General features: G+C 58.5%; 9 protein-coding genes and 2 pseudogenes. 4 read left to right on the forward strand and 7 right to left on the reverse strand.

Annotation, left to right across the window (positions count from 1 at the left end):
• Positions 1–435, forward strand: a pseudogene (locus tag PSF28_RS23120) (Mu transposase C-terminal domain-containing protein); the annotation flags it as partial.
• Positions 436–437: 2 nt separating this feature from the next.
• Positions 438–1,298, forward strand: coding sequence for a TniB family NTP-binding protein (locus tag PSF28_RS23125; RefSeq protein WP_000344784.1), 861 nt, complete (start codon positions 438–440; stop codon positions 1,296–1,298).
• Positions 1,299–1,348: 50 nt separating this feature from the next.
• Here the strand turns inward: PSF28_RS23125 and PSF28_RS23130 are convergent, their stop codons facing one another.
• On the reverse strand, positions 1,349–2,893 hold the full coding sequence (locus PSF28_RS23130; protein WP_000287615.1) for an IS3 family transposase: 1,545 nt from the start codon (positions 2,891–2,893) through the stop codon (positions 1,349–1,351).
• Between the two features lie 122 nt (positions 2,894–3,015).
• Between PSF28_RS23130 and istA the strand changes: the two genes are divergently transcribed.
• Complete coding sequence (gene istA / locus PSF28_RS23135) at positions 3,016–4,539, forward strand: IS21-like element IS1326 family transposase (RefSeq protein ID WP_001324342.1); 1,524 nt, start codon at positions 3,016–3,018, stop codon at positions 4,537–4,539.
• A complete protein-coding gene (gene istB, locus PSF28_RS23140; protein WP_000983249.1) occupies positions 4,526–5,311 on the forward strand; it encodes an IS21-like element IS1326 family helper ATPase IstB in 786 nt (261 codons plus the stop codon). The genes istA and istB overlap by 14 nt, the downstream gene beginning before the upstream one ends.
• Positions 5,312–5,486: 175 nt before the next feature.
• Here the strand turns inward: istB and PSF28_RS23145 are convergent.
• From PSF28_RS23145 to PSF28_RS23170, 6 genes and pseudogenes are all read right to left on the reverse strand, one after another.
• Positions 5,487–5,828: pseudogene (locus PSF28_RS23145) on the reverse strand (GNAT family N-acetyltransferase); the annotation flags it as partial.
• Between the two features lie 20 nt (positions 5,829–5,848).
• Positions 5,849–8,815 (reverse strand): Tn3 family transposase, encoded by a 2,967-nt coding sequence (locus PSF28_RS23150; protein WP_012478188.1) that lies wholly within the window; start codon positions 8,813–8,815, stop codon positions 5,849–5,851.
• Positions 8,816–8,817: 2 nt separating this feature from the next.
• The gene (locus PSF28_RS23155) at positions 8,818–9,375 is read right to left on the reverse strand and encodes a recombinase family protein (protein ID WP_012478189.1); all 558 of its coding nucleotides are present in this window, start codon (positions 9,373–9,375) and stop codon (positions 8,818–8,820) included.
• A 152-nt stretch (positions 9,376–9,527) separates the two neighbouring features.
• Positions 9,528–9,833 carry a PadR family transcriptional regulator gene (locus PSF28_RS23160; protein WP_000130000.1) on the reverse strand — a complete coding sequence of 102 codons (306 nt, stop codon included), beginning with the start codon at positions 9,831–9,833 and terminating at the stop codon, positions 9,528–9,530.
• A gap of 10 nt (positions 9,834–9,843) precedes the next feature.
• Positions 9,844–11,049, reverse strand: a complete 1,206-nt coding sequence (chrA, locus tag PSF28_RS23165; RefSeq protein ID WP_000184001.1) for a chromate efflux transporter — start codon at positions 11,047–11,049, stop codon at positions 9,844–9,846.
• Between the two features lie 155 nt (positions 11,050–11,204).
• The gene (locus tag PSF28_RS23170; RefSeq protein WP_000376616.1) at positions 11,205–11,408 is read right to left on the reverse strand and encodes a hypothetical protein; all 204 of its coding nucleotides are present in this window, start codon (positions 11,406–11,408) and stop codon (positions 11,205–11,207) included.
• Positions 11,409–11,512: the final 104 nt, after the last annotated feature.

Raw genomic sequence — 11,512 nt, forward strand, 5'->3', positions numbered from 1 at the left:
GCCGATGCGCTCAAGCCGTGGATTGCGCGGCGTGAACGCTGGCCGTCCTTTCTGATCCGGCGCGATCCGCGCGACATCAGCCGTATCTGGGTCCTGGAACCGGAGGGACAGCATTACCTGGAAATTCCCTACCGTACCTTGTCGCATCCGGCTGTCACCCTCTGGGAACAACGGCAGGCGCTGGCGAAACTGCGGCAGCAAGGGCGCGAACAGGTGGATGAGTCGGCGCTGTTCCGCATGATCGGCCAGATGCGTGAGATTGTGACCAGCGCGCAGAAGGCCACACGCAAGGCGCGGCGTGACGCGGATCGCCGCCAGCACCTCAAGACATCAGCTCGGCCGGACAAGCCCGTTCCGCCGGATACGGATATTGCCGACCCGCAGGCAGACAACTTGCCACCCGCCAAACCGTTCGACCAGATTGAGGAGTGGTAGCCGTGGACGAATATCCCATCATCGACCTGTCCCACCTGCTGCCGGCGGCCCAGGGCTTGGCCCGTCTTCCGGCGGACGAGCGCATCCAGCGCCTTCGCGCCGACCGCTGGATCGGCTATCCGCGCGCAGTCGAGGCGCTGAACCGGCTGGAAGCCCTTTATGCGTGGCCAAACAAGCAACGCATGCCCAACCTGCTGCTGGTTGGCCCGACCAACAATGGCAAGTCGATGATCGTCGAGAAGTTCCGCCGCACCCACCCGGCCAGCTCCGACGCCGACCAGGAGCACATCCCGGTGTTGGTCGTGCAGATGCCGTCCGAGCCGTCCGTGATCCGCTTCTACGTCGCGCTGCTCGCCGCGATGGGCGCGCCGCTGCGCCCACGCCCACGGTTGCCGGAAATGGAGCAACTGGCTCTGGCACTGCTGCGCAAGGTCGGCGTGCGCATGCTGGTGATCGACGAGCTGCACAACGTGCTGGCCGGCAACAGCGTCAACCGCCGGGAATTCCTCAACCTGCTGCGCTTCCTCGGCAACGAACTGCGCATCCCGTTGGTTGGGGTAGGCACGCGCGACGCCTACCTAGCCATCCGCTCCGATGACCAGTTGGAAAATCGCTTCGAGCCGATGATGCTGCCGGTATGGGAGGCCAACGACGATTGCTGCTCACTGCTGGCCAGCTTCGCCGCTTCGCTCCCGCTGCGCCGGCCTTCCCCAATTGCCACGCTGGACATGGCTCGCTACCTGCTCACACGCAGCGAGGGCACCATAGGGGAACTGGCGCACTTGCTGATGGCGGCGGCCATCGTCGCCGTGGAGAGCGGCGAGGAAGCGATCAACCATCGCACACTCAGCATGGCCTGTTGAGTTGCATCTAAAATTGACCCACTGGGGGTGCGGACGATTTCTTGGACGGTTTATACGGACATCAATCCGACCGCATGACGATACTCGATGGGACTACGCCCGCCAAGCGACACTTTGATGCGGCGCTCGTTGTACCAGTGGATATAGGCATCGATTCGCGTCATGAGGTCTTTCAGCGTCACGTGCTGCCAATTCCTCGGGTAGATTAGTTCGGTCTTCAATCGTCCGAAAAAGCCCTCGCATGCAGCATTGTCTGGCGAGCAGCCCTTTTTGGACATCGACCGCGTTAATTGGGCATTTTCAGTGCGGCGGATCCACGCAGGCCAGCGATAATGCGAGCCCCTGTCCGAATGGATAACCGGATGCTCACCGGGTCGCAGTGTCCGTACCGCGTGATCCAGCATGGTATTGACCAGGTTCGCATCCGGGCTGGTGCCGATATTCCAGGCCACCACCAGCCCATCGAAGCAATCGACGATCGGCGAGACGTAGACCTTCCCTGCCGGAATGTGTATTTCCGTCAGATCGGTCAACCATTTCGTATTCGGCGCCGACGCGTGAAAGTCGCGATTCAGCAGATTCGGGACCGCTGGTGTCGGGTCGCCAGCATACGCCGAGAAGCGCCGGCGGCGCGGTGTTCTCACGACCAGACGCTCTTGCGCCATCAAGCGACGCACGACCTTCTCGGACACACGCATGCCACCAAGGCGCAAGGCACTATCAATGCGTCGATAGCCATAGCAGCGGTAGTTGTCCTCGAAGATAGTCCGAATGACCTCACGCACCTGCGTGTACTTGTCGGGCCGCGTCTGCCGCAGGCGTTGATAGAAGTATGTGCTGCGCGCCAGCTTCAGGCCGCACAACAGATTGGCTAATGGAAACGTGACTCTGAGGGCATCAACCACCTTCGTTTTTTCTCGGCTTGTCAGTTCGAGGGGGTTGATGCCCATGTCTTTTTTTATCAATTCACTCGCCTTCTCCAGAATTGCATTCTCCATGCGAAGCCGCTGGTTCTGGCTCTCCAGTTCGGCCAGTTCCCTGAGTAGTGCCTCATGCCGCTGCTCGAGCGAGGTGTCACCTTTCTTCTTTGTCATGGGTTTTAGGGGCACTTTGCCAAGTAATCGATGCTGCCAGTTATACAACGTTGGTCGCGATACACCGACAGTGTCGGCCACATCCTTTGCCGAACCTACGCGCAGGTTCAGTGCAATGACGGCTTGCTGCTTCTCGAGGCGAGAGCGGGCGACTGTGGGAGCGCTGCTGCCGACGACCGTCCTAGCGAATTCAGGGCGTAAATCACGGATCCAGGCACGCAAGGCCTCGCGGCTTGGGTAGCCCAGGCTTCGGATTGTGTGACTCAGGCAGTAGCCTTGTTCGATATAGTGATCTACTGCCCGTTGCTTTTGCTCATCGGTGTACTGCCGTTTTATCCGTTGATAGCCTCGGCGAAGATCCTGATTCCGTTCGAATTCTGCCAACCAGGCCTTCAGCGAGTTCTTGGTGGGGTATCCCAGCTGCCGTAGTGTGGCGCTCATCCGGCGCCCAAGCTTCAGGTACAACCTCACGGCTCGAAGGCGATCTTCATACGAATACATGAACTACTCCTAAAGTAGTCCAAGATTTTGTCCGCACCCCAACTTAGGGTAAAGATTTGCGTCGAAATTTGACCCACGTATGACACTGTTTCCCGTCTGGATATGGCGGGAGAAATCAAGGAGTGATAAACGTGGCGATATTGAGCGCAATTCGACGCTGGCATTTTCGCGATGGTGCGTCGATTCGGGAAATAGCCCGACGAAGCGGCCTGTCCAGGAACACCGTTCGCAAGTATTTGCAAAGCAAGGTGGTTGAACCGCAGTACCCAGCGCGAGACAGCGTTGGCAAGTTAAGTCCTTTTGAGCCCAAGTTAAGGCAGTGGCTCTCCACCGAGCACAAAAAGACAAAGAAGCTGCGCAGAAACCTGCGCAGCATGTACCGGGATTTGGTCGCTTTGGGCTTTACCGGGTCTTATGACCGAGTGTGTGCCTTTGCCCGACAGTGGAAAGATTCCGAACAGTTCAAGGCGCAAACCTCGGGCAAGGGTTGTTTCATCCCCTTGCGCTTTGCTTGTGGCGAAGCCTTCCAATTCGATTGGAGTGAGGACTTTGCCCGCATAGCGGGCAAACAGGTCAAACTTCAGATTGCCCAGTTTAAGTTGGCCCACAGCCGGGCCTTTGTGCTTCGGGCTTACTACCAGCAAAAACATGAAATGCTGTTTGATGCCCACTGGCATGCCTTTCAAATCTTCGGTGGCATTCCCAAGCGCGGCATCTACGACAACATGAAGACCGCTGTGGATTCGGTGGGGCGTGGCAAAGAGCGCAGGGTCAATCAGCGGTTCACTGCCATGGTCAGCCACTACCTGTTTGATGCGCAGTTCTGTAATCCAGCATCGGGTTGGGAGAAAGGCCAGATTGAGAAGAACGTGCAGGATTCCCGCCAACGCCTGTGGCAAGGGGCACCAGACTTTCAAAGCCTTGCTGATTTGAATGTGTGGCTTGAGCATCGCTGCAAAGCGCTGTGGTCTGAGCTGCGCCACCCCGAATTGGACCAAACCGTGCAAGAGGCCTTTGCCGATGAACAAGGCGAGTTGATGGCGCTACCCAATGCCTTTGATGCATTCGTGGAGCAAACCAAGCGAGTCACTTCAACCTGCCTTGTTCACCACGAGGGCAATCGCTACAGCGTTCCTGCCAGTTACGCCAACAGGGCCATCAGCCTTCGGATTTATGCAGACAAGCTGGTGATGGCTGCCGAAGGCCAACACATTGCCGAGCATCCAAGATTGTTTGGCAGTGGCCACGCTCGGCGTGGCCACACACAATACGACTGGCACCATTACTTGTCTGTGCTTCAGAAGAAACCTGGGGCGTTGCGCAATGGTGCGCCATTTGCTGAATTGCCACCCGCGTTCAAGAAGCTTCAATCCATCTTGCTGCAACGCCCCGGCGGTGACCGTGACATGGTGGAAATTCTGGCCCTTGTATTGCACCACGATGAAGGTGCGGTACTCAGTGCTGTGGAATTGGCATTGGAGTGTGGCAAGCCATCGAAGGAGCATGTGCTTAATCTGTTGGGACGTTTGACCGAAGAACCTCCACCCAAACCGATTCCAATTCCCAAGGGGTTAAGGCTGACATTGGAACCACAGGCCAACGTGAACCGCTATGACAGTTTAAGGAGAGCCCATGATGCAGCATGAAGGCCATGTGAGAATCCTCAAATCCTTGAAACTCTTTGGCATGGCACACGCCATTGAGGAGTTGGGCAATCAGAATTCACCAGCATTTAATCAAGCCTTGCCCATGCTGGACAGCTTGATTAAAGCTGAAGTGGCAGAGCGTGAAGTACGTTCGGTGAACTATCAATTGCGGGTGGCCAAGTTCCCCGTGTATCGGGACTTGGTGGGCTTTGACTTCAGTCAAAGCCTGGTTAATGAGGCCACGGTCAAACAATTGCACCGGTGCGACTTCATGGAACAAGCCCAGAACGTGGTGCTGATTGGTGGGCCAGGCACAGGCAAGACTCACCTGGCCACAGCCATTGGTACACAAGCAGTGATGCACTTGAACCGACGGGTGCGTTTCTTCTCCACCGTGGATTTGGTCAATGCACTGGAGCAAGAGAAATCATCTGGGCGTCAGGGACAAATCGCAAACCGTCTGTTGTATGCCGATTTGGTGATTCTGGATGAGCTGGGATATTTGCCTTTTAGCCAAACCGGTGGGGCACTGCTGTTTCACCTGCTCTCAAAGCTGTACGAAAAAACCAGCGTGATACTGACCACCAACTTGAGCTTCTCGGAATGGAGCCGAGTGTTTGGCGATGAAAAGATGACAACAGCGTTGTTGGACCGACTAACCCACCACTGCCACATCCTGGAAACCGGCAATGAAAGTTACCGCTTCAAACACAGTTCAACTCAGAATAAGCAGGAGGAAAAACAGACCCGCAAACTGAAAATCGAGACATAATTCTGACAACAAGGGGTGGGTCAAAATTCAATGCAAATCCCGGGTCAAATTTGGGTGCAAATCAACAGATATCGACAACCTCTCGCGCAACCAAGACATCGCGGTCGGACTGCAAGTGATCTTGAAGCCACGGGCCCGTCCCACCCCGACATGGACCTCGATGCCCGAACGGACGTTAGATTTCGAGTTCTAGGCGTTCTGCGATGAAGGTTGGATCCCAGCCGGGATTGAAAGTGTCGACGTGGGTGAATCCGAGCCGCTCGTATAGGCCACGCAGGTTCGGGTGGCAGTCGAGCCGCAGCTTGGCGCACCCCTGCGTTCGCGCGGCATGGCGGCAAGCCTCGATCAGCGCGGAGCTGACACCCCGGCCCGCATGTGTCCGTCGCACCGCGAGCTTGTGCAGATATGCGGCCTCCCCCTTGAGGGCGTCGGGCCAGAACTCGGGATCCTCGGCCGACAAGGTGCAACAGCCGACGATGCCGTCGCTGCAACTCGCGACTAGGAGGGGTCGTCTCAGAAAACGGAGAATAAAGCACGTTAAGCCGATTGCAGAGGTCGCAACGGCCTGAACTTGCCCGCGCCGATCTTGGCGCTGCTGCGCCAGAGGTAATCGCCGGTCAGATTGATGTGTTCCCAGCCCAACGGCGACAGGTACTGCAATAGCGTTTCATCGACGGCATGGCCGTTGCTACGCAACGCATGCGCTGCGCGCTCCAGGTAGACCGTGTTCCACAGCACGACAGCCGCCGTCACCAGATTGAGGCCGCTGGCCCGGTAGCGCTGCTGCTCAAAGCTGCTGTCGCGGATTTCGCCCAGCCGGTTGAAGAACACGGCGCGGGCCAGTGCATTGCGTGCTTCGCCTTTATTCAGCCCGGCATGGACGCGGCGGCGCAGCTCAACGCTTTGCAACCAGCCCAGGATGAACAACGTCCGCTCGATGCGCCCCAGCTCACGCAGGGCGACAGCCAGGCCGTTTTGGCGCGGATAGCTGCCGAGTTTCCTAAGCATCAGCGAGGCCGTCACCGTGCCTTGCTTGATCGAGGTGGCCAGGCGCAGAATTTCGTCCCAATGGGCGCGGACGTGCTTGATGTTGAGAGTGCCGCCGATCATCGGTTTCAGCGCGTCATAGGCGGCTTCGCCTTTCGGGGTGTAGAGCTTGGTGTCGCCCAGGTCTCGGATGCGCGGTGCGAAGCGGAAGCCCAGCAGGTGCATCAAGGCAAAGACGTGATCGGTGAAGCCCGCCGTGTCCGTGTAATGTTCCTCGATGCGCAGGTCGGACTCGTGGTACAGCAGGCCGTCAAGCACGTAGGTGGAATCGCGCACGCCGACATTGACCACCTTGTTGTGGAACGGCGCGTACTGGTCAGAGATGTGGGTGTAGAACGTCCTGCCTGGGCTGCTGCCATATTTCGGATTGATGTGCCCGGTGCTTTCTGCCTTGCTGCTGGTTCGGAAATTCTGTCCGTCCGACGATGATGTGGTGCCATCGCCCCAGTGCCCGGCAAAGGGATGCCGAAACTGGGCGTTGACCAGTTCGGCCAGCGCCATCGAATAGGTTTCATCGCGGGTATGCCAGGCTTGCAGCCAGGCGAGCTTGGCGTAAGTCGTACCGGGGCAAGATTCGGCCATTTTGGTCAGGCCCAGGTTGATCGCGTCGGCCAGGATCGTAGTCAGCAGCAGATTTTTGTCTTTGGCGAGGTCGCCGGATTTCAGGTGCGTGAAGTGGCGGGTGAAGCCCGTCCACTCATCGACCTCCATCAGCAGCTCGGTAATCTTGACGTGCGGCAGAATCATGGCCGTCTGGTCGATCAATGCCTGCGCGGTGTCGGGCACCGCAGCATCCAGCGGCGTGATCTTCAAGCCCGATTCGGTGATGATGGCGTCCGGTAGGTCGTTGGCCGCCGCCATGCGATTGACCGTGGCAAGTTGCGCTTCCAGCAACTCCAAGCGCTCGCTCAGGTACTGGTCGCAATCGGTGGCCACGGCCAGCGGCAATTCGCTGGACTGCTTGAGGCTGGCGAACTTCTCGGGTGGCACCAGGTAGTCCTCGAAGTCCTTGAACTGACGTGAACCCTGTACCCAGATGTCGCCCGAGCGCAACGCGTTCTTAAGTTCCGACAGTGCGCACAACTCGTAATAGCGTCGGTCGATGCCGGCGTCGGTCATCACCAGCTTCTGCCAGCGCGGCTTGATGAAGTTGGTCGGTGCATCAGCGGGCACCTTGCGGGTGTTGTCGATGTTCATGCCGCGCAGCACCTCGATGGCGTCGAGCACGTCCTTGGCGGCGGGCGCTGCTCGCAGCTTGAGCACGTCGAGGAATTCCGGCGCGTAGCGGCGCAATGTGGCGTAACTCTCGCCGATGCGGTGCAGGAAGTCGAAATCATCGGGCTGGGCGAGCTTCTGCGCCTCGGTGACGCTCTCGGCGAAAGCGTCCCAGGAAATGACGGCCTCGATGGCGGCGAATGGGTCGCGGCCTGACTGCTTGGCGTCGATCAGCGCCTGGCCGATGCGCCCGTACAAACGCACCTTGGCATTGATGGCCTTGCCGGACGCCTGGAACTGCTGCTGATGCTTATTCTTGGCGGCGTTGAACAGCTTGCCCAGGATGCGGTCGTGCAGGTCGATGATTTCGTCGGTAACAGTAGCCATGCCCTCGATGGCCAGCGCCATGAGGGTGGCGTAACGTCGCTGTGGCTCGAACTTGGCCAAGTCGGCGGGCGTCATCTGGCCACCCTCGCGGGCGATCTTGAGCAGCCGGTTTTGATGAACCAGCCGCTCGATGCCGGTAGGCAGGTTGAGCGCCTGCCAGGCTTTGAGACGTTCGATGTGTTCCAGCATGTAGCGGGAATTCGGCTTGGCCGGTGATTGCCGCAGCCATGCCAGCCAGGTGGTCTTGCCGTTGTCGCGGCGCTTCAACAGTTCATCCAGGCGATGCCGGTGCCCGCTCGACAACGGCTCGGACAGGGCTTCGTAGATGCGCCGATTGGCGCGGGTGATGGCCTCGGCACTGGCGCGCTCGATGGCGTTGAGCGCGGGCAGGATGATCGACTGCCGCCGTAGATGCTCAATCAAGGCGTTGGCCAGGACGATGCCCTTGTCGGTTTGCATAGCCAGCTCAGTCAGCGTGTGGACAGCCTGCCGGTAGTGACTCACGGTGAACGGCTGGAAGCCGAACACCGTTTGCAGTTCGACCAGGTGCTCGCGCCGGGTCTGCTCCCGCTGCCCGTAGTCGTCCCAGCTTTCGACCGGCACTTTGAGTTGCGACGCCACGATGCGCAGCAAGGGCGGAAACGGCGGCTCATCAACGCCCAGGATGACGCCGGGGAATCGCAGGTAGCAAAGCTGAATGGCGAAGCCCAGCCGATTCGCAGGCCCGCGCCGCTGACGAATCACCGACAGGTCGGTGTCGCTGAACGTGTAGTATCGGATCAGATCGTCTTTGACATCGGGCAATGCCAGCAGGCTTTGTCGCTCGGTGGCGGACAGAATGGAACGACGCGGCATGCTCAGGACTCGCGCAGGTACTGGTACAAGGTTTCACGGCTAATGCCGAAGTCGCGGGCGATCAGGGCCTTTTGCTCGCCCGCCGCGACGCGCCGTTTCAGTTCGGCAATCTGCTCATCGTTCAGTGACTTTTTGCGGCCCCGGTACGCACCCCGCTGCCGGGCCAGCGCGATTCCTTCGCGCTGCCGCTCGCGGATCAAGGCCCGCTCGAACTCGGCAAACGCGCCCATCACCGACAGCATCAAATTCGCCATCGGCGAATCCTCGCCAGTGAAGGCCAGGCTTTCCTTGACGAATTCGATGCGTACCCCGCGCTTGGTCAGGCCCTGCACGATGCGGCGCAAGTCATCCAGGTTGCGTGCCAGGCGATCCATGCTGTGCACCACCACGGTGTCGCTTTCGCGCACGAAGGCGAGCAGCCTTTCCAGCTCGGGACGCTGGGTGTCCTTGCCGGATGCCTTGTCGGTGAACACCCGCGCCACCTGAACCCCTTCCAATTGCCGTTCCGGGTTCTGGTCGAAGCTGCTGACGCGAACGTAGCCGATGCGTTGACCGTACAAAGTGTCTCCAAGGGTAATGTGTCAGAGTGAAATCTATTACTCTTGACTGATTGTGTCAATAAATTTCATATTGGACTCTATTCTGACGTGATTACAGTCTCTTCCCTGACGTTGCGTTAGGGTATAGCTCAACCTGACATAGAAGCAAAAACTCAACCACCTTCTACCAACTCTCCGAACAGCTCCTTGACCTTTGTTTTCGCATCAGCAAGTGCAGTTCTGCCTTGTTCAGTGATGTCATAAACACGCCGTTCACGTCGCCCGGTGCGTTCGTGGCGTGAGGTCAGATAGCCTTTTTTTTCCAGGCCGTGCAGCATCGGGTACACGGTGCCAGCGCTCATCTCGTAGCCGTGTCGGCGTAGCTCTTCGATGATCCCCAGCCCAAAGACAGGTTCCTCGGCTGCATGGTGAAGGATGTGCAGGCGGATCAAACCGCCGTAGAGGTCTTTGTCAGTCATTTTTTGTGCCTCACAGAGCGACGCTCAACAGCCACCCAGCTGCACCGCTACCGAGGACAACCAGCCACGGCGGGAGCTTCCAGAACATAAGTGCGACAAGGGCAACTAATGCCAAGCCGAAGTCTTGCGGCTGAAAGATGGCGCTAGTCCATACAGGCTGATACAGCGCGGCCAGCAGCAAGCCGACTACAGCGGCATTGATCCCGGCCAGCGCAGCTTGGATGCCTGTATTGCGGCGCAAACGCTCCCAAAATGGCATTGATCCGACGACCAGCAAGAACGAGGGCGCGAAGATAGCCAGCAGACACACAATGCCGCCGATCCAGCCCGACGGGGCGGTGTTCATCGAGGCACCAAGAAACGCGGCGAACGTGAACAAAGGGCCGGGCACCGCTTGAGCTGCCCCGTACCCCGCGAGAAAGGATTCATTGTTGACCCAGCCGGAGGGCACCACTTCGGCTTGCAGTAATGGCAGCACAACGTGACCACCGCCGAACACCAGTGATCCGACACGATAGAAGGAATCCACCATTGCCATGGTTTGACTTGGCATCAGTTCGGCCAACACCGGCAGGCCAATCAGCAAGACAAAGAACAGCGAGAGCCAAAGCACGCCGGCCCGGTGACTGACCGTGATAGGTAGGGGGTCATGCTCAACAACTTTCGCTGGCTTGAACAATAACCGGCCTGCGATGCCTGCGATAGCAATCACGCCAACCTGTCCCCACGCGGACGGCACAAGTAAAACGACGCAGGTAGCAATTGCCATGATGGTGACTCGCAGCCCATCCGTGCATAGGTTACGCGCCATGCCCCATACTGCTTGAGCGACCACGGCCACAGCCACCACTTTTAAGCCATGCAACGCGCCCTGCGAGACGTAATCGCCATAGCTGGAGATGCCGAGCGCAAAAAGGATCAAGGCTATGGCAGACGGCAGCGTGAAGCCAGCCCAAGCAGCCAGCGCCCCGCTGTATCCAGCCCGAGACAGTCCTACCGCTATGCCGACCTGGCTGCTTGCAGGCCCTGGCAAGAACTGACAAAGCGCGACCAAGTCAGCATAGCTCCGTTCGGAGAGCCAGCGCCGCCGTGTGACAAATTCGGCGCGGAAGTAGCCCAAGTGCGCAATGGGGCCGCCAAAAGATGTCAATCCAAGCCGCAGAAAAATAAGAAAGACCGACCATGGTCTGCTGTCATCGGTAGGGTTATTCGTCATACTTTCGCCTTCATGATCTGCAACGAGTTGATCAATAATAAGCGAAATTCGATAACGAAATTCGATATAAATCTAGAAAAAAATACCTCTATGTGTACTACGCAGTTTTAGCTGTGGCTTTCACAGGAGCACGCTTACTTACGGCTTAGCGTGCTTTATTTTCCGTTTTCTGAGGCGATCCCTAGGAGCTCGGATCTCAGGACGAAGGTCTCCGCGAATGTCCGGTCGATCCGCGCGACGTCCCAGGCGGGCGTTCCCTTGGCGGACATCCACGCCGCAGCGTCGTGCATCAGCCGCACAACCTCGTCGATATCACCCGAGCAGGCGACCCGAACGTTCGGAGGCTCCTCGCTGTCCATTCGCTCCCCTGGCGCGGTATGAACCGCCGCCTCATAGTGCAGTTTGATCCTGACGAGCCCAGCATGTCTGCGCCCACCTTCGCGGAACCTGACCAGGGTCCGCT

The sequence above is a fragment of the Providencia sp. PROV130 genome (assembly GCF_028482225.1).
GTDB lineage: Bacteria > Pseudomonadota > Gammaproteobacteria > Enterobacterales > Enterobacteriaceae > Providencia > Providencia rettgeri.

Bases quoted from the DNA above. Each gene is read 5' to 3' on its own strand.
- PSF28_RS23150 (WP_012478188.1), bottom strand. From the start codon at position 8,815: ATGCCGCGTCGTTCCATTCTGTCCGCCACCGAGCGACAAAGCCTGCTG.
- PSF28_RS23170 (WP_000376616.1), bottom strand. From the start codon at position 11,408: ATGGACAGCGAGGAGCCTCCGAACGTTCGGGTCGCCTGCTCGGGTGAT.
- PSF28_RS23160 (WP_000130000.1), bottom strand. From the start codon at position 9,833: ATGACTGACAAAGACCTCTACGGCGGTTTGATCCGCCTGCACATCCTT.
- PSF28_RS23130 (WP_000287615.1), bottom strand. From the start codon at position 2,893: ATGTATTCGTATGAAGATCGCCTTCGAGCCGTGAGGTTGTACCTGAAG.
- istB (WP_000983249.1), top strand. From the start codon at position 4,526: ATGATGCAGCATGAAGGCCATGTGAGAATCCTCAAATCCTTGAAACTC.
- chrA (WP_000184001.1), bottom strand. From the start codon at position 11,049: ATGACGAATAACCCTACCGATGACAGCAGACCATGGTCGGTCTTTCTT.